This window comes from Agrobacterium sp. CG674 (assembly GCF_053521645.1).
In genome coordinates, this window is record NZ_JBNWDZ010000002.1 from 602594 (window position 1) to 621824 (window position 19231).

The 19231-nt window shown below is 54.3% G+C and carries 14 protein-coding genes and 1 pseudogene; 7 read left to right on the forward strand and 8 right to left on the reverse strand.

Annotated elements, in window-relative coordinates; translation table 11 throughout:
* Positions 1-2: 2 nt before the first annotated feature.
* Positions 3-431 (forward strand): thermonuclease family protein, encoded by a 429-nt coding sequence (locus ACQZ51_RS08050; RefSeq protein ID WP_448776329.1) that lies wholly within the window; start codon positions 3-5, stop codon positions 429-431.
* A gap of 1116 nt (positions 432-1547) precedes the next feature.
* Here the strand turns inward: ACQZ51_RS08050 and ACQZ51_RS08055 are convergent.
* Positions 1548-2183 (reverse strand): recombinase family protein, encoded by a 636-nt coding sequence (locus ACQZ51_RS08055; protein ID WP_448776330.1) that lies wholly within the window; start codon positions 2181-2183, stop codon positions 1548-1550.
* Positions 2184-2585: 402 nt separating this feature from the next.
* On the opposite strand from ACQZ51_RS08055, the gene ACQZ51_RS08060 reads away from it, so the two are divergent.
* Positions 2586-4538 carry an FRG domain-containing protein gene (locus ACQZ51_RS08060; RefSeq protein WP_448776331.1) on the forward strand — a complete coding sequence of 651 codons (1953 nt, stop codon included), beginning with the start codon at positions 2586-2588 and terminating at the stop codon, positions 4536-4538.
* A gap of 316 nt (positions 4539-4854) precedes the next feature.
* Here ACQZ51_RS08060 and ACQZ51_RS08065 read toward each other — a convergent pair whose 3' ends face one another.
* Positions 4855-5577: a hypothetical protein gene (locus ACQZ51_RS08065; RefSeq protein WP_448776332.1), complete on the reverse strand. Its 723-nt coding sequence runs from the start codon at positions 5575-5577 to the stop codon at positions 4855-4857.
* Positions 5578-5658: 81 nt separating this feature from the next.
* On the opposite strand from ACQZ51_RS08065, the gene ACQZ51_RS08070 reads away from it, so the two are divergent.
* Positions 5659-6747 carry an MBL fold metallo-hydrolase gene (locus ACQZ51_RS08070; protein ID WP_448776333.1) on the forward strand — a complete coding sequence of 363 codons (1089 nt, stop codon included), beginning with the start codon at positions 5659-5661 and terminating at the stop codon, positions 6745-6747.
* A gap of 179 nt (positions 6748-6926) precedes the next feature.
* Here ACQZ51_RS08070 and ACQZ51_RS08075 read toward each other — a convergent pair.
* Positions 6927-7246: pseudogene (locus ACQZ51_RS08075) on the reverse strand (low molecular weight protein tyrosine phosphatase family protein).
* 154 nt (positions 7247-7400) lie between these two features.
* On the opposite strand from ACQZ51_RS08075, the gene ACQZ51_RS08080 reads away from it, so the two are divergent.
* From ACQZ51_RS08080 to ACQZ51_RS08090, 3 genes are all read left to right on the forward strand, one after another.
* Positions 7401-8468, forward strand: a complete 1068-nt coding sequence (locus ACQZ51_RS08080) for a hypothetical protein (protein WP_448776334.1) — start codon at positions 7401-7403, stop codon at positions 8466-8468.
* Between the two features lie 184 nt (positions 8469-8652).
* Positions 8653-9105, forward strand: a complete 453-nt coding sequence (locus ACQZ51_RS08085) for a hypothetical protein (RefSeq protein WP_448776335.1) — start codon at positions 8653-8655, stop codon at positions 9103-9105.
* Between the two features lie 222 nt (positions 9106-9327).
* On the forward strand, positions 9328-9888 hold the full coding sequence (locus ACQZ51_RS08090; protein WP_448776336.1) for a dual specificity protein phosphatase family protein: 561 nt from the start codon (positions 9328-9330) through the stop codon (positions 9886-9888).
* A gap of 102 nt (positions 9889-9990) precedes the next feature.
* Here the strand turns inward: ACQZ51_RS08090 and ACQZ51_RS08095 are convergent, their stop codons facing one another.
* Positions 9991-11238 carry an AGE family epimerase/isomerase gene (locus ACQZ51_RS08095; RefSeq protein ID WP_448776337.1) on the reverse strand — a complete coding sequence of 416 codons (1248 nt, stop codon included), beginning with the start codon at positions 11236-11238 and terminating at the stop codon, positions 9991-9993.
* A gap of 189 nt (positions 11239-11427) precedes the next feature.
* Here ACQZ51_RS08095 and metH point away from each other — a divergent pair, with 189 nt between their 5' ends.
* Positions 11428-15198 (forward strand): methionine synthase, encoded by a 3771-nt coding sequence (metH, locus tag ACQZ51_RS08100; RefSeq protein ID WP_448776338.1) that lies wholly within the window; start codon positions 11428-11430, stop codon positions 15196-15198.
* A gap of 127 nt (positions 15199-15325) precedes the next feature.
* Here the strand turns inward: metH and ACQZ51_RS08105 are convergent, their stop codons facing one another.
* From ACQZ51_RS08105 to ACQZ51_RS08120, 4 genes are all read right to left on the reverse strand, one after another.
* Positions 15326-16369, reverse strand: coding sequence for a zinc-dependent alcohol dehydrogenase family protein (locus tag ACQZ51_RS08105; protein WP_448776339.1), 1044 nt, complete (start codon positions 16367-16369; stop codon positions 15326-15328).
* Positions 16370-16451: 82 nt separating this feature from the next.
* On the reverse strand, positions 16452-17510 hold the full coding sequence (locus tag ACQZ51_RS08110) for an ABC transporter ATP-binding protein (RefSeq protein ID WP_448776340.1): 1059 nt from the start codon (positions 17508-17510) through the stop codon (positions 16452-16454).
* 11 nt (positions 17511-17521) lie between these two features.
* Complete coding sequence (locus ACQZ51_RS08115) at positions 17522-18304, reverse strand: ABC transporter permease (RefSeq protein WP_448776341.1); 783 nt, start codon at positions 18302-18304, stop codon at positions 17522-17524.
* A complete protein-coding gene (locus tag ACQZ51_RS08120; protein WP_448776342.1) occupies positions 18301-19191 on the reverse strand; it encodes an ABC transporter permease in 891 nt (296 codons plus the stop codon). Before ACQZ51_RS08120 ends, ACQZ51_RS08115 begins: the two co-directional genes overlap by 4 nt.
* Positions 19192-19231: the final 40 nt, after the last annotated feature.

The following is a 19231-nucleotide window of genomic DNA, read 5'->3' on the forward strand; positions in this document are numbered from 1 at the left end:
GTATGCCACGCATCGCCGCTCGCTCCTGTCTGCTGCTTGGCTGCGTATTCTTCATCGCTCTCCCGTTTTCTGTAGGCGCGATACAACCAATTTATCAGCGATGCGGAAGCGGACTACGGCTTAACTGCATCGTGGACGGTGACACGCTATGGAGCAGTGGTGTAAAAATCCGTATCGCTGATATCGACACGCCGGAAATCAGCCAGCCCCGTTGTGCAGCCGAAAAGACGCTAGGAGATCGTGCAACCCTACGGCTCATGGAACTGGTCAATGCCGGACCTTTCCAAATGCAGGCATGGCACGGACGCAACGAAGACAAGTATGGGCGCAAGCTTCGTATGCTGGTACGGGAAGGCCGATCCATTGGCGACATGCTTGTATCGGAAGGTTTGGCGCGGACATGGACCGGGAAAAGGCAACCATGGTGCTAACAGGTTTTCTGTACAGCCAAGGCTGATAGGGACGCAATACAAGGTAACGCTACGAGGCGGTTGTACGAGAACATTAAACCAAATCAAAGGCTTGAAATTATTTTAGCCAATCTTGAAATCCCCGTATTTGCCCACTGGTGAGCGCTTTCCGTCGTGACGCCTCATTGCCTATCCGAAGCTCTGCTTGCGCTCTGGCGGACTCCTCTGGCCGGAAGAGCGGCTATTGGAACGCAAAGTCTGCCGACAAAGCCAATCGGCAATAATATTTCTGGATTGATAGTCTTAATAACGGAAATTTAATCGTATTTCTGGCTCTTGTAGAGCTAACGTCGTATCATCAACATGTACAATGTTGTTGCGCATACCGGGACATGCTGCGGCTGTGGTTTCTACTGCGTAGGTCACTATCACTGCAACGTCGTACTGAGACGCATACATGCTTTCAACGGAAGGCCGATAGATTGTAACCAAAGACATTCCGGGTTTGAGAGCCGTGTAGAAAGCTGTTTCTGCTGGTATATCAACCGTCGCATCATATGCTAGTATATAAAACGAATTCTCCGATAAATCGATAGCGTCTTTATAGACATTCTTATTTGAATACGTATCCAATTTCTATTTATAGATTAGGATAATTGTATTTAATAGGGATAATTATGATATTATAATCTGTATATATACTTATTTGTATATTTCAATATTATTATTATAATCCATATATATAAGCTGTATACCTAACGGGAATGAAACTGATACCTCGTGCCGTTGAGTGTTGACTAAGGATAATTTCTTAACGGGATGCTTGGTTAAAGCCAAGCCTGTTATCCTAGTAGGGTCCGTCAGCTTTCCGCGACCGTCAGCCGTTCTATTTCGTAGCCAGACTATCGGTTGTCATGCTTGCTAATCCATCATGCGTCAACATCCTATCGGCCAGCTTTGTTTGGTCTTGGAGCCAGCTTGCATCAGGCTTTAAAGCTATGCTTTCAACTGGTGACTATCCCGATACAGCATCAGCGAAAGCTAATTCATGCCGAGTTCTATTTCTTAGTAGTGTCCAGATGGGTAGAAACCACTGAAAATCTTTCAGAGGAAAAGTCTTAGATGCAAGCAGCGACATCACATACCCCACTTGGCTAAAGCCATTTCCGCCCCGGCCTGATCAGCCCTGATCCTGAGAACCGTCTGTCTGGTCAATCCGGTGGCTTTGGAAATCTCGGAAGCGCCATTGCCTATAGCCAGCATGTCCACTACCTGCCGGAACGTCTTGCGGTCATAGCTGGGCTTCTTACCCCGGTAGCGTTCGGCGTCACCCTTGCTTGCCTCTATTCCGGCCCGCTGAGCGGCTTTCGTCGCTTCCGCCTGGGCTTGCGCCGTCGCGGCCATGAACGCAATCAGTGCGTCCCTGACGGCCTGCTGTATTGGATCAGCCGTCGCCCCATCGAACGTCATGCCATTGATGACGGTTTTGACTATCACGCCTTGCCGCATGAAATAGCGGATTGCGTCTGTCACGTCCTCGTAGTTCCGACCAAGCCTATCGACCCAGCGGACAACCAGCACGTCACCATGGCGCAGCCTATCGTACAGCCTCTTGCCTTCCGGCCTGTCTGCAAGTCTTGTGCTGACGCCTGATACACCATGGTCTGCAATCACCTCGTCGATGACGAAGCCTGCTTGCTCTGCTTGTGTACGTTGGTGATCAATCGTCTGGTCTATCGTTGATACGCGTGCATAAAGTACGGTCTTGGACATGGCCCATCCCTTCATCCGTTAAGGTGATGTCCGTTGATATACCTGTACGATGATCACAGTCAACCCTACCGTACACACTTTTGTACATCATTCTGGATGTACGTTACGGTATACCCCTTCGGACACCGACTCCCAGACCCCGCATTATGTCCTTTCCGCGATTGTGACTGCCCAAACAACCATTCTCGCACGTGGCTGGTAAGGAAACTAGATGCCTACCCGACTGGTCGCATGCCACGGGGGAAGTGGCTGTAATGAGTAGCTTAAATACCCCTTCGTAAAAATTATTAGTTTTCCCAAATGGATGCATTCTCAACGTTGTTCGACAGCCCCCAGTACCCTATAGAATACAATCAGAGATTACTTTAGACATGCTAGATGGCGTTCTGAACTGGATGGGACATGAACAAGGATATCAGTGTAACCAGCGTGGCCGAAGCAGTTGCACTGTGCAACAAGCTCAAAGAGGATGGAAAATACGATCTTTTCCGTGGCCAAACGCGGGACTGGCCTAAACTAATACCTAGCCTGCTCCGGGTCGCCGATGAGGCTTTGGTTGTTGCTGAGCAAAACCTTAGTGAGTTTCTTGAATGGGCGGAAATCGTTCCTCAAATGGCTTTCTATCGCGAACAACCGGGCGCGCCGATGGCTATTGCTCAACACTATGGAATTCCCACAAGATTTCTCGATTTGACAAGAGCACCCGATATCGCGGCGACCTTCTCAAAAGCACCATCGAACTCGGACACAAATGGAAAAACCTCCGTAATTTACTGCTTCAACTCTCATGACCTTTCAACACTTGAAGGCACTGAAATCATTGAGATAGATGTTGACAACCTGTGGCGCCTAGAGGCTCAGAACGGGCTTTTTCTGCGGGTGCAAAACGGCGATGCTGCGGCAACCATCCGCGAACACGCACTTAGAATACATTTTCCTCTCACGGAGATAAGCCCTGAGGAGCAACGAGCACTATATCCAGTAAGGAAAAGCGCTTTGGAATGCGTAATTGACCAGTGGATATATCGAAAACAACTCGAAGATTTGTTTTCAGAAATGACCTCCGCCGGGGACATCAAATTTGTAGGCGCAACACGGCGGCAGACATATGAGGGGGCCTTTCGATGGAGAAATCCGCCAGAACTCGATCCATCGTGGTGCAACAACGACCTCCGATGGGCCGTTCCGCCTGTGGAGAACGTTACGCTTCTCGTTGATCCCAAGCTTGTTACGATTAGCCCCCCGTACGGCACCGAGCTTAAACAGCTAAAGCGCGAGATTGAGGGGGCGATAGGACCATTAATACGTGAGAGCATCTCTACAGGTCGCTTGATCACCTTCGATATTAAATTACCTGCCAATGCGAGACATTTTGAGTGGGCCGTCTCTACACTTTCCAACAGATGCTGGGATGGGATTCGTTCGCTCCCGTACGATCAACAGGAAATGTTGAACTGCCTGAGCCTGTTAATATCACTGCTCATCATTCGAGCGCAAATGGCTCCTTCGGATTTTGACTGGGAAACTGAATATTGGGGAGAGCACATATTACTCGAAACGGCCCCGGTGGGTGGGCACATTGAGGCAGGAGGAGTGAAACTTTCGGATTTGCTTGACTGCATAGAAGGAAATTCAAAGTCAGGCCTAACAGCTTACATGCGAATAAAAATCAAAGAAGATCCCATATTCGTAATGAACTTCATCACAGACGCTTGGATGCTATTCAATTTCAACAAGTTCAAGAAGATGTTTTGCGAACAATTTATACCATCAGCACTGGATGCATATTTTCAAGAGTGCATCGATCATGAGGACATATCACTTACATTATTGTGGAGCTTAAGTTTCAATCCTTTGCTTCTTGGATACGTCACGGTTGTAAACTATAGATGGCAGTCTCCAATTGCGGTAGATTACGATTGCAACAAATGCATATACATTATGCCTGATATGAACAGGAGCGATGTACTAGAGTTGTTCGTGTCTTGTCTTCCACATGTTTTGTCCGGCGGCGCGCCATTCCAAGTCAAATTTCATGGTTATAGTCAGGACGCCAGAGAGATTTGGGAGATTCCTCGTTCAATTGAGCAGTGCAAATGGATTGTGGAAGATGCTGGCATTTCGGTACTAGAAGTTTTTCCATCGGCCATACCTAGTGATGAACGACCGCATCCTGACGGGCTAGGGGCATTTGAGATTTGGTTGATTGCGAACGGATTGATAAGTCTGATGCAGCAAACAGATCGAGCTCCACTACGAGCCCGTTTTGATGAGTTCTGCGAACAACTCCCCAAAGCAAATGCGAAGCTTGAAGCAACAGCGAGAAAAATGCTTGACTGGCGCGAACAGCTTTAGTCACGAGAAAAGGAGACAGGTTGCATAATTTTGGTACTAACCTGCCCAGTAATTCGAGGCTTCAAGCGGCAGGCAACCGCTCCGTCCTACCCAAGTAACATACGCGCCAATATCTACCGTTGAGAAGCAATCGTTGGCTGAGGTCTGGTGGTGCTCCGTGCCTAGTCCTGATATAGAAAGCTAGTACATAAAAGTGAGACATCGTGCCTCACTACCCTCCCGTAAAAGCCTATAGTATTCAATGCTTTATTTATTAGGAAATGCCTCACGTAAGCGGCACCGTTCGGTGTATCTGCATCGCGTGCTTTAAAAATGCTCAAGGTCTATTAAGGAAAGTCTCACACCCCAAGAGTAGCTGTCGTGCGTATCGGCTTGAAGCGGTTTTCATGCGAATTTCGGTGACGCCAAACAACACATACGTACCATGTATGACGCTTACCGCGAGAACGTAATGGAGAAATGATGCAGCATCCCTAAACCACGACACAAAATCGAAAATCACGAGGAGGCAGATTGTCATCACGGCTACATTCAGAATTAGCGCAATCCATTTAAGTCCCAGCAAATTGCGGAAGTAGCCGTACGTGATGTTTTCATCGTAGATGATGCGAAACTGGGTAGTGTCTCTAGTAGCCTCTCGTAACCAAGCAGCAGCTTCATTGTAAAATTGTCGCGCACCTAAAGGATTCGACCGTACGTCTTTCATAGTGGGGAACGGGCGACCCAATTTACTAGACAAAAAATGTAGATATCTTTGTTTAGTCTCGTCACTGAAGGTCCGGTCTTCATAGTACAGTGGGTCGAATGTGGGCCACCCATCATTGTCACGGTAAACGCGAGCTTGAACCCTCTTACCGGCTTCACGGGAGACATTCGATAGCGCAAACAAGATAACCACCAAGCCAATAGTGGCCCAAACTTGACTTGCATCAAAAGACTCAATTCCAAGTACAGCGATTAAAAAAGCTATTGATGGCGCAACTGCAATAATGGCCGGAGCTAGTCTTGCCTTTATTGTGTACAAGTCAAAATGTTCCAACTTCACACTCCATCAAAGGTTGCCTTCATTTTCCGCACTCGCCATTATCGTTTATTAGCGGATTTAAATGGTGAGGCATAGATGACTGATTTTTACGAGTTGGACTTTCTTGCAGTGGAAACTCAAAAGAGCGGCGATGCAATTTCTGTTCGCTACTCTATCAACGGACAGCAATACATCCATGTCGTCGATGGTGGGTTCTCGGAAACGGGCGACAGGATGGTCACGCATATCCGTGACCACTATGGAAACCCAGCGTTCATTGATCATGTGGTGGCAACTCACCCTGATGGTGACCACACAGTTGGTTTACGTGCAGTATTGAAAGCGTTTGATGTGGGTGCGCTGTGGATGTTACGGCCATGGGTCTACGTGGACTACTTATTGCCGGGCTTCCCTAGTTATACCAGTAGATCAGCATTAATTAACAAGTTACGAGAACTCTATCCAAATCTTGCCGCACTAGAGGATATTGCAAACGAGCGAAACATTCCGATCTACGAGCCGCTACAAGGCACTGTAATCGGTGCGTTTACCGTGCTCGCGCCATCGCTCGACCGCTACCTTCAATGTGTTTGGGCTTCTGATCGAACGCCTGAGAATAATCAGGTGCAGAAGACATCAGCAGTTTTGGGATTCACGTCTCTGGTTTTGGAAGCTGCAACAAGAGCGATAAACTACACGCTTGCTTCGTGGGGACTAGAGGCGTTCTCTCCTGAGGCTGTCAGTAGCGAAAATGAAATGAGCGTTGTACAGTATGCAATGTTGTGCAATGAGCGAATTCTGTTGACAGCAGACGCTGGACGAGACGGGCTCACCGAAACACTCGATTATGCTCCGCATGCGGGAATATCTTTTCCTGGTATCGACAGGTTCCAAGTTCCCCATCATGGCTCTCGTCGAAATCTAAGCTCGGAAATCTGTGACCGCCTACTAGGACCGAAGTTGGAGGCAAGAGCTACAGCTTCGAACTTTCATGCCTACATCAGCTCTGCCAAGGCTGATCCAGACCACCCAAGGAAGGTGGTAATCCGCGCCTGTATTCATCGTGGTGGGAACGTTTACATGACAGAAGGTCGATCCATCTGCGCTGGTATTAATAAACCGGATCGCTATGGGTGGACTAGCTTAGTTGCGGCCGATTATCCCCCTGAGCAGGAAGATGCTTGATAGGGTCTTTTGAGTGTTGTGTGCTCACTAATCCTATGCGATGCAAAGACACAAAAGGGGGACATCGTGTCCCCCTAGCCATCCTAGAAAGCCCGGCATCTAAGGCTTGTGAGCGATGGTGGGCGCTCTCTCCAGGCCCACCATTTTTCATTTCACGCTGCTGCTCGGACTATATTGGCTCACAGATATCTGGGCACCTTCTCCTCCAGCAACTTGACAAGCGCTGGGTCCATGAATGTGTAATTGTCTGGAATATTCATACATATCAGGCGCTTACCCTTGAGGGCGGCTCGATATCGGGTCTGCACTTTTGTGCGGTGAGCCTTTCCATGACGAAGATTATATCGGCCCATTCTATCAGTTCGTTAGAAAGCGGGGTCTCGGCGTCGTTGTTGGTACCGGCGGAAGAGACTTCTATGTGCGGCCAGGTTGAGAATACCTGTTCTGCGGTTGGGCTGCGGAGTTTATTCTGGCTGCAAATGAACAGGATGTTTTTCAACCCGATGAGCCTTCTTTTGGTTGCTGCGCGACATTATCACGGCTGTGGTGTGATATTGCGACTGATATAAGTTGCCGGTTGAATTTTCGGTCGAAAATGTGTGACAGCTACTTTAGTGAAAATATCATCTGTGGTTGCGTCAGGAGAATGTCCAGTGAGTGTGATGGTTGAGGATCCCAATAATCGTAGCACTGGCGTCTTCGGCATTGTCATGCGCGTCTTGCTGGTTTCGCTGGTGGCCATGATCGGCGGGAAGATTCTGCTGCCGGGGCTGGATCCAACTCTCCTGGCAACGCAGTTCGGAAATGGCGATGCGTCGCGGCTCGCCATTTTCGCTGTGGGTGTGGGTCCCGCTATGACCGCACTGGCGCTCGGACAGATCGTTCGACTGGTTGCTCCGCAACTCGACAAGAGCACCGCGCTTCTGATTGTCGAAAATGTCGTTGCGCTGTTGCTGGGTTTTTCTCAGGCAGCGGGCATCGCCCAATCCCTTTCAACGATGGGTTTTCTGGTTGATGACAGCGCCTTTGTCTATTGGGTCATCGTCGCATCATTGGTGGGCGGGGTTGCCATCTCGCTGGTTCTTGCGCGGCTGGTTGCCTTGCCAAGCCTTGTTGCGGGCCTTTGGATTGTGTGGGTTCTGCCAGCGTTGATTGGCTTGCCCGGCGAAGTTTCTTCTTCATTCGATCTTCTGCGCACAGGTGCGGCTGATGGTGGGCAACTGCTACTAGTTTTGCTCGTAATCGTCATCGGTGTTGCGCTGAGCTGGTTCGCCGCGCACTCGGTTATGCGGATCACACGAGAGCGGACCGACTTTGCGGGCATCAAAAAACATGTGCATGTGTTGAATGTCGTCGTGTGGCCACCACTGCTGGCTGCCATCGCCGGTAGTTATCTTTTGACACCACTTGCGTATATCGCGCCCTTCCTGTTCGAAAATGCCACGTTGCTGAACATCTACACATCTGGAATCATGCCCGTTCTCATCGTCGTTTTCGTCTTCGGTTATCGCCGCTTTTTTTCAAATGCAGGCGTCACCATGCCGGTTTCAGTCGCGCTCGTGGTAGCGGTAACACAGATCGCCTTGTTGCTGGGGGGAGGGTTTGTCACAAGACAGATGCTGTTGCCGCTCCCTCTCAGCAGCACCACTTTGCTTGTGCTGGTCACGGTCATCTACGCACTTGTCGATGCCATCCGCAGGCCGTCAGCGCAGGCTACTTGAGCAGTCACGAAAAGGTGTTGCCTGCGGAGCGGTGGCCGGTGTTTCCCGTTTTGGTGGATCGCAGGCGCTGCGTGTAACTTGACACGCCTTGCAGGCCGCCGCATCGATGGGATGAAATGCAGATTGATGAGGGAGGCACTATGACGAAACAAACGGCCAAAGCGATAACAGGCGTGCCACGCGCATGATTTTCGGCATTGTTCTCTCCGCGATCCTCATCTGCGCGTTGATCGCCTATCCCAAACATCTCAAGAAGATCGTTGCCGCGCTTGCCATCATCTGGGCAGCCACGGCGGCCTATGTGCTGTTTGATTGGCTGCGGGCGAGTGAGCGGGTTGAGGCCATCATCGCCACTGCCAGCTTTGATCCGACCTGCGTGGAGGCGAATGCGCCGATCCGGGTGACTTTTCACAACACCAATGATGTCGCCGTGCGGCGTCTGACCTATACGCTGGAGGGTTTTGAGGCAGCGTTCCGCGCTTCCGTTTCGTTTGATCCCTATCAGGTCAGTGAGCGACGGCTGGAGGCGCAGGAGACCTTTGCGGCCTGCCGGCCATTCCGGCTGCGCAACAATGAAAATGTCGATCCCCGTAGTCTGGAGTGGCGGGTCACGGTCAACTCTGCAGAGTTCGAATAGGCGAGATTCGTCGTCCAAACGCCAATGTTCACGGTTTTTTGAAGCCGGCTGAATCAGTCGAAAAAATCAGCTGATATAAACTGGCTATCAATGCTTTCGCGTCATTATGCCTTTAGCCGGTGACGTCGCGTGCAAGCGGGTTGCAACTTTAGAACACTTGTCTGGCCATCCTCGCAGTGTCATGTGAACCCCCACGTCTTGCACTACCAAGAAGGTTTTCAGTTGGTTTCAGTATCACGCGTCCTGAAAATTGGCATTCTCTGCCTCATCGCCGTGCCGGCAACAGTCGGCGCGCATATGGGGTTCAACCAGTTGACTGGTAACTTCCACGAGGTCCTGCCGGGCGAGCTTTACAGATCCGGCCAGCCCAGCGGTGATGATGTCCAGAAATACGCCCAGCAATTCGGCATCAAAACCATCATCAATCTGCGCGATGAAAATCCCGATGGCTGGTACAGCGACGAAAAGAACGCCGCTGATCGCAACAACGTCAAGCTGATCGATTTTCCCATGAGTTCCGCCCGGGAACTGCCACAGGCTCAGGCCGAAGAACTGGCGCGGATCATGAAGGATGCGCCAAAGCCCGTGCTCATTCATTGTGAACATGGTGCGAACCGAACCGGTCTGGCGTCGGCCATCTATGTCGGTGCTGTCGCGAAAAAAAGCGAAGCGGATGCCGAGTTCCAGCTTTCACCCTTTTACGGCCATGTGCCCATTCCCGGTGTGGGCCGTTACGCCATGTACCAGTCCTGGGATGATTTTGAAGAGACGATCGGGTTCTGACCCGGTTGCGCCCCTCATCTTCGATAGTGTGGGGCGTGAGACCCTCGGGACAAGCCGGAGGGTGATGGAGGAGAGGGGTAACCTCTCCAATCCTATGAGGTCTTAAAACCGACCGCCTTTTTCCGAGATAACCTTCGTCAAGCTGCCATCTGCCGGAAACAGCGGAATGAGGCAGGCTTGCAGCGCGTGGTAAATATCACTTTTGCCGGGGAAAAGCGTGTTGGCGGGCGCCAGATTTTCCGTCAGTTCCTCGTGCCAGCCGCCATGCTTGTGGTCGATAAAGCTGTTGGCGATGGTACTCCAGACGCGGCGATAGCTGTCCTCGTAGAACTCGTCAGCGGGCAGGTGCTCGTTGAGGAAGTGGGCTGCACCGGCTGCCTCGCACATCGGCCACCACAGCTTTTCGGTCTTTTTAGGCGTGTTGTCCCAGTCCAGTGTGTAGAAGAAGCCGCCTTTGGTGCGGTCCCAGCCGAGAGACATGGATTGAACGAACAGCGCCTTGGCCGCGGCTGGCATCCACTCATGCTTGCGCTCGCCCAGCACCCAGAGCTGGAGAATGAGGCGTGACCATTCCAGCCAGTGGCCGGGGGTGGTGCCGGAAGGGCGGAACATTTCGTTGCCGCTGTAATCCTTGTTCAGCACCCAGTTCTCGTCAAAATGCTCAGGCACACGGAAGTCCAGAGCGCCAGCGGCACGACGAATGACGAGATCCGCAATGCGTCCGGCCTTGCTCAGATACTCGGTATCATCTGTTACCTCATATGCCGCCATCAGTGCTTCGGTCAGGTGCATGTTGGAGTTCTGGCCGCGATAATTCTCGACAGGCGACCAGTCGCGGTGGAATTCCTCGTCGATCGCGCCGTATTTTTCTTCCCAGAACCGCGTTTCGAGAACCTCGGTAATATCCGCCAGCATCTGGTCGGCCAGCGGGTGGCCAACAGCCTTGGCAGAGGATGCGGCCAGCAGCACGAAGGCGTGGCCGTAACCCTGCTTGGTGGCATCGACGGGGCCGTTCTCATCCACCTGCCAGAAATAGCCGCCATGCTGGGCATCGCGGTGGTTGTTCCACAGATAGGTCATGCCATGGTCGATCACATCGCCACAGCCGGGGCGGCCCAGCAGGTGGCCGAGTGAAAAGCAATGCACCATGCGGGCCGAGGCGTGAATGCCGCGCACAGGATTTTCCGCCTGCAACGGCGCACCCTGCCGGTCCAGGTCGAAAAACCCACCTTTGGGGTTGATGGCGTTGTACTGGAAGAAATCGAACAGACCTTCCGCCTGCTTGGCCAGCCATTGCCGGTGCCAGGGCAGGGTGCTCCAGTTTGACTTGCCGTGATCCGCTTCGGTCATGTTTTCCTCCGTATGATATGCTCCAGCAATTCTCTATATCTTTGGGACGTAACAGTGTCATCCATAACGGAAATTTCGTATCCTTAGCGTAGAAGGGTCGCGAAACCTGGAAATGAATGATATATTGACATAAAGATATCTTTATGTGACTGACAAAAGACGAAACACATGGGAATGAGGAGTGTGCCGATGTTGGACGATCTGTTTGGCCCTACGGGCAACAAGCGTGACGGCGCGGAAATCCTGAAGGCGCTTCAGCAGGCGGCGCGGGAGCGCATACTCATTCTCGATGGCGCGATGGGAACGCAGATCCAGGGGCTTGGCTTCGATGAGGATCATTTCCGTGGCGACCGGTTCATCGGCTGCGCCTGTCACCAGCAGGGCAACAACGACCTTCTGATCCTCTCCCAGCCGGATGCGATTGAGGACATCCATTACCGCTATGCCATGGCGGGCGCGGATATTCTGGAAACCAACACGTTTTCCTCCACGCGCATCGCGCAGGCGGATTATGAGATGGAAGGCGCGGTCTATGATTTGAACCGCGAAGGCGCGTTCATCGTCCGCCGTGCCGCCCAGCGCGCTGAGCGGGAAGATGGCCGCCGTCGCTTCGTGGCCGGTGCCATTGGCCCCACCAACCGCACGGCCTCCATTTCGCCAGATGTGAACAATCCCGGCTACCGCGCCGTCAGCTTTGACGATTTGCGGCTGGCCTATGGCGAGCAGATCGATGGCCTGATCGATGGCGGTGCCGATCTCATTCTCATCGAAACCATTTTCGATACGCTGAACGCCAAGGCCGCCATCTTCGCGTGTGAAGAGCGTTTCGCCGCCAAGGGCATTCATCTGCCTGTGATGATTTCGGGCACGATTACCGATCTTTCAGGCCGCACGCTGTCTGGCCAGACGCCAACTGCCTTCTGGAATTCCGTACGCCATTCCAATCCGTTCACCGTTGGTTTGAACTGTGCGCTGGGTGCCAGCGCCATGCGTCCGCACCTTCAGGAATTGTCTGAGGTCACTGACACTTTCATCTGTGCTTACCCCAATGCGGGCCTGCCCAACGAGTTCGGTCAGTACGACGAAACGCCTGATATGATGGCAGCCCAGGTGGCGGAATTTGCCCGCGAAGGTCTCGTCAACATCGTCGGCGGCTGCTGTGGTTCCACGCCGGAACATATTCGCGCCATCGCCGATGCCGTTGCCGGACACGCGCCGCGCAAGGTGCCGGAGCATCGCTCCTTCATGTCGCTGTCTGGCCTCGAGCCCTTCACGCTGACCAAGGACATTCCCTTCGTTAACGTGGGAGAGCGCACCAATGTCACCGGCTCTGCCAAGTTCCGCAAGCTGATTACGGCTGGCGATTACACCGCAGCTCTCGCCGTCGCCCGCGATCAGGTGGAAAACGGCGCGCAGATCATCGACATCAACATGGATGAAGGCCTGATCGACAGCCAGAAGGCCATGGTCGAGTTCCTCAATCTTATCGCCGCCGAGCCGGACATCGCCCGTGTGCCTGTCATGATCGACTCATCCAAATGGGAGATCATCGAGGCTGGCCTGAAATGCGTTCAGGGCAAATCCATCGTCAACTCCATCTCGCTGAAGGAAGGTGAGGAGAAGTTTCTGGAGCAGGCGAGCCTCGTGCGCAATTATGGCGCGGCCGTCGTCGTCATGGCGTTCGATGAAGTCGGACAGGCGGATACCTATGAGCGCAAGGTGGAAATCTGCACCCGTGCCTACAAGCTTTTGACCGAAAAGGCAGGCATTCTGCCCGAAGATATCATCTTCGACCCCAACGTCTTTGCGGTCGCCACCGGTATTGAAGAACACAACAATTACGGCGTGGATTTCATCAACGCCACCCGCACAATCCGTGAAACCATGCCGCTGGTGCATATTTCCGGCGGCGTTTCCAACCTGTCATTCTCCTTCCGCGGCAATGAGCCGGTGCGTGAAGCTATGCATGCCGTGTTCCTCTACCACGCCATTCAGGCGGGCATGGATATGGGCATCGTCAATGCGGGCCAGCTCGCGGTCTATGAAAGCATCGACCCGGAACTGCGGGAAGCCTGCGAAGACGTGGTGCTGAACCGCCGTGCCGATGGCACGGAACGGCTGCTCGAAGTGGCGGAGAAATTCCGGGGCGGTCCGGGACGTGAAGCCAGGGTTCAGGATCTGGCCTGGCGCGACTGGTCGGTTGAAAAGCGTCTGGAGCATGCGCTGGTCAACGGCATCACCGAATATATCGATGCGGATACGGAAGAAGCGCGCCTTCAGGCCGCCCGTCCTCTGCATGTTATCGAAGGTCCGTTGATGGCGGGCATGAATGTGGTGGGCGACCTATTCGGCTCCGGCAAGATGTTCCTGCCGCAGGTCGTCAAATCCGCCCGCGTCATGAAACAGGCCGTGGCTGTTCTTCTGCCCTACATGGAAGAAGAAAAGCGCCTCAATGGCGGCGAGCAGCGCAAATCCGCTGGCAAGGTGCTGATGGCAACGGTGAAGGGCGACGTTCACGATATCGGCAAGAACATCGTCGGCGTCGTTCTGGCCTGCAACAATTATGAGATCGTCGATCTGGGCGTCATGGTGCCAGCCACCAAGATTCTGGAAACGGCGATTGCTGAAAAGGTCGATGTGATCGGCCTGTCCGGCCTCATCACGCCATCTCTGGATGAGATGGTGCATATGGCGGCTGAAATGGAACGGCAGGGCTTCGACATTCCGCTGCTGATCGGTGGCGCGACGACGAGCCGCGTGCACACGGCGGTCAAAATCCATCCGCGCTACGAGAAGGGTCAGGCGATCTATGTCACCGATGCCTCGCGTGCGGTTGGCGTGGTCTCGGCCTTGCTGTCGGAAGATCAGAAGCCAGCCTATATTGAAGGCATCCGCGCGGAATATGCCAAGGTGGCGGAAGCCCATGCACGCAACGAGCGTGAGAAGCTGCGGCTTCCGCTGGCACGGGCGCGTGCCAATGCTCATAAGGTGGATTGGACGGCCTATCAGCCGGTCAAGCCGCAGTTCCTGGGCACCAAGACGTTCGAGACCTACGACCTTGAGGAACTGGCAAAATATATCGACTGGACGCCATTCTTCCAGACCTGGGAAATGAAGGGCCGTTACCCCGCCATTCTGCAGGACGAAAAACAGGGTGAGGCGGCGCGCCAGCTTTTTGCTGATGCGCAGGCCATGCTGAAGAAGATCATTGACGAAAAGTGGTTCCGCCCACGCGCCGTCATCGGCTTCTGGCCCGCCAATGCGGTGGGGGATGATATCCGCCTGTTTACGGATGACACTCGTTCGGAAGAACTCGCAACCTTCTTCACGCTTCGCCAGCAGCTTTCCAAGCGCGATGGCCGCCCCAATGTGGCGCTGTCAGATTTCGTGGCGCCACGCGATGGCGGCGTGACGGATTATGTCGGCGGCTTCGTGGTCACGGCAGGCATTGAGGAAGTGGCGATTGCCGAACGCTTCGAGCGCGCCAATGACGACTACTCCTCCATTCTCGTCAAGGCCTTGGCAGACCGCTTCGCCGAAGCCTTTGCCGAGCAGATGCACGAGCGTGTGCGCAAGGAATATTGGGGTTATGCGGCGGATGAGAGCTTCGCGCCGGATGAGCTGATCGGTGAATCCTACGCCGGCATTCGCCCCGCGCCGGGTTATCCCGCCCAGCCGGACCACACCGAGAAGGAAACGCTGTTCCGCCTACTGGATGCGACCAAGGAAACCGGCGTGGTGCTGACGGAAAGCTACGCCATGTGGCCCGGCTCCTCCGTCTCAGGCCTCTATATCGGCCACCCGGAAAGCTACTATTTCGGCGTTGCCAAGGTGGAGCGCGATCAGGTCGAGGACTATGCTGAGCGCAAGGGTATGGCCGTCACCGAGATCGAACGCTGGCTGGGACCTGTACTGAACTACGTGCCGACCGAGGCTGCCAAAGAGGTGGAGCCTGCCTGATACTCCACGCGAGGTCGTTACTGGTCTGATTCCGGTTTCGGCCCTTAGTTGTTGATTTGAAATGAAAAAAGCGCGGTTCGTTCCGCGCTTTTTTGTTTCCAGCTGGTCAAAGGCCTATCGCCGGACCTCACTCGAACCGGTCGATAATGCTGATGCCGCTATCGGTAAACGTGTTCATGGCGGGCAGGGCGGTTACGGCGTCTGTGAGCGAGATGTGGCGGCCGATCAGCTTTTCGGGTGCCAGCTTGCCGCTTCGGATCATGGCCAGCATGTCGTCATAGCGCCAGGCCTGCATGCCGTGGCTGCCATAGATTTCCAGCTCGTGGGCAATGACCCGCGCCATCGGAATTTGCGGCATGGAATGATCAGCCAGCATCAAACCCACCTGCACGTGGCGTCCGCGACGGCGCAGATTGCTGATGGAGTTGCAGCAGGTCTGGGGATGGCCGAGCGCATCGACGGAGACATGCGCGCCGCCGCCGGTGATCTCGCGCACGGCTTCGCTCACATCGGCGACCTCACGGCTGTTGATGGTGGCGGTTGCGCCCAGTTGCCGTGCCAGCGCCAGCTTGTCTTCTGCAATATCGATGGCGATGACCTGCGCGCCAAGCCCTGCGCCGATCATGATGGCGGAAAGGCCAACGCCGCCGCAGCCATGCACCGCCAGCCACTCGCCGCCCTTCAAGCGGCCCTGATCAACCACGGCGCGGAAGGATGTGGCAAAGCGGCAACCGAGGCTCGCGGCCGTATCGAAACCCATGTCTTCTGGCAGATGCACCAGGTTTTGGTCGGCGTATTCTATCGCGACATATTCCGCGTAGGAGCCCCAATGGGTGAAGCCCGGCTGGAACTGCGTTTCGCAAACCTGCTGGTTGCCGGAGCGGCACTCCTGGCAATGGCCACAGCCGGACACGAAGGGAACGGTGACGCGATCACCCACCTTGAACCGCATGACGTTTTTACCGACAGCTGAAATCACGCCCGCAAATTCATGCCCCGGCACATGCGGCAGCTGGATATCGGTGTCATGTCCCATCCAGCCGTGCCAATCACTGCGGCAAAGACCCGTCGCCTTCACCTCGACCACCACACCGCCCGCTGTCGGTTCCGGGTCCGCCAGGTTGGCTATGCGGGGTGCCTCACCGAAGGTTTCGTAAAACAATGCACGCATGAGTTTTCTCCTGAGACGACTTGAGATCGCGTCCTTTTCGCTGGAAACGATCTAGCCGGATTTCTCAGTCCGAAACAGTGCGTCAGTCTGCTACAATCATCAAATCTTCTGATGCAAATTTCAGCGTGATGCGCTCGCCAATCGCTGGCGGTGTCTTGCCGGGATCATTGAACATATCGAAGGACAGCGTCGCGCCGCCCACATCCATGCGGGTGCGAATGACCGAGCCGAGGAAGTGGCTGGAGGTCACAAGGCCCGATATCGCGACATCGCCGATGCTGGCCTCGCCCAGCGACCCAGCTTCGGGGCGTAGTGCCACCGTCACCTGTTCGCCATCGGCCTTGTTCAATGGCTTTTTTAGCGAAACCTGCTGGTCGCCAATCCGAATGGTGCTGGTGGAGGCATCCACCACGGTCGCGTCGATGAGGTTCAGCGTGCCGACGAAGGACGCCACGAACCGCGTTGCTGGCTTGTTGTAGATATCGAAAGGCGATCCGATCTGATCGGCCCGTCCGGCATTCATCACCACGATGCGGTCGGAAATAGTCAGCGCCTCTTCCTGATCGTGCGTTACGAAAATGGTGGTAATGCCTAGTTTGCGCTGAATGCTGCGGATTTCCTCACGCAGCGAAACGCGGATTTTGGCATCCAGCGCCGAAAGCGGCTCATCTAGCAGCAGCACCTGCGGCTTTGGTGCGAGCGCCCGTGCCAGCGCCACGCGCTGCTGCTGCCCGCCAGACATCTGGTAGGGGTAGCGGTCCGCCAGATGATCGAGGTGGATCAGCGCCAGCATTTCTTTCACGCGGGCATCGATCTCGGCCTTGGGCTTGCCCGCGATCTTGAGGCCGAAGGCCACGTTCTCATAGACATTCATGTTGGGAAATAGGGCATAGGCCTGAAACACCATGCCGATATTGCGCTGGTTGGGTTTCAGGCTCGTCTGGTTCTTGCCGTTGATCGTGATGGCGCCTTCGCTTGGCGTCTCGAAACCCGCAATCATGCGCAGGATTGTGGTCTTGCCGCAACCCGATGGCCCGAGGAAGGAAACGAATTCTCCCTGCTCAATGGCCATGTTGAAATCATGGACGACCTGCACCGCGCCGAAGGATTTTCTAATGTTCTGAAGTGTCAAAAAGCTCATAAAATAAATCCTCAGGCCTTGGGAGGCGCGCCTTTGTGATAGCGCGAGACGAGTTGGATAAGGCCCAGGCAGCCCCATGTGATGCCGAAGGAAATAACGGCGAGCGCGGCGGGCTCATAGGCACGGTTGGCGCCCAGCAATTGCATGTAGGGACCAAAGGCCGGGCGGTTCAAAAGCGCTGCCATGGTGAATTCACCGATGACGATGGCAAAGGTGAGGAATGCGCCCGAGAGAACGGCAACGAGAACATTCGGCAGAATGATACGCGCCAGAATGGTGGTCCATCCTGCGCCCAGACTTTGCGCTGCTTCCGTGAGCGTGGCGATGTCGATGGTGCGAAGCCCGGTATCGACGGCGCGGTACATATAGGGCAGCGCCAGCGTCGTATAGCCGAAGATCAACAGCAGGTTGGTGCCGGATGTCGATCCCGTCAGTGGCAGCCAGCTGGAGGTGTTGTAAAGCCTGATATAGCCGAAGACGATGACGATGGCCGGAATGACGAGCGGCAAAAGCGTGATGAACTCAATGACGGGCCGAAGGGCTGGCAGTTTCAGCCGCACCCAATAGGCCGTTGGCACCACCAGCAGAATGCCGAAGACGATGGTGCAGAGTGCCATCATGATCGAAAAGGTGAAGGTCTCCTGAAAGCGCGGGTCACTCAGCACCTTGCCGTAAGCGTCGAAGGAATATTCGCCGCGCCGCATTTTGAGCGAAAAATTCGTCATGCCGATCAGCGGCAGGGCGAAGTAGAGCAGGCCGAACAGCAGCGCGCCCCAGGCAAAAATACGCTTCATTTCAGCCACCTCTCGCTGCGCGTGCGCATCCAGATATAGAGCGTGTTGGCAATGCAGGTCACGAGGATCATGCCGAAGGCAAGCGCATAACCGAGATGTGGGTTGCCCAGCACGTCACCACGAATTTGCGCAAACAGCAGAATGGGCACGATGTTGAGCGAGGAGCCCGTCAGCGCAATCGCCGTTGCGACAGCACCGAAGGCATTGGCAAACAGCAGCGAGAATGTGCCGAGAATGGAGGGCAGCAGGATGGGGAAGGCGACCATGCGCCAATACTGGAAGCCGCTGGCACCGAGGATTTCGGCAGCTTCGCGCCATTCGCGCTTCAGGCCATCCAAGGCTGGTGTGATGATGAGGATCATCAGCGGGATCTGGAAGAAGAGATAGGTAACGGTCAGGCCCCAGAAGGACAGAATGTTGAAGCCCAACAGGCGAAGATCAAGGCCGAGCTGCGTTTTCAAAAACACGGTGACGAGGCCGACAGGCCCAAGCGTTGCGATAAAGGCAAAGGCCAATGGCACGCCAGCAAATTGCGATGCGACACCCGAGAATGTCAGAAGCGGCGCGCGGATTTTCTGTGGAAGTCCACCGAGAACGACAGCTGTTGCCACACCGAAGCCGATGAGACAGCCGAGCAGCGCGGATGCGACGCTGATCTTGATGGAAATCCAGTAGGCCGAAAGAATGGATTCGGTGAACAGGCCCGCGATGTTTTCAAGCGTGAAATCGCCGTCCGGGTTCTGAAAAGCGCCAAGAACGATCTTCATCGTCGGCATGATCAAAAAAAGAAGAATGAAAATTGCAAATGGCAAAACGCCAAGCCATTCCAGCTTCGGGCGAAACCGTCCTGGTGGTCGCGGGGGCGCGCCCATAGTGTTTGATGACATACCACGTTCCCGAACGCCGCTGTAACAGCGGTCTTTTCAT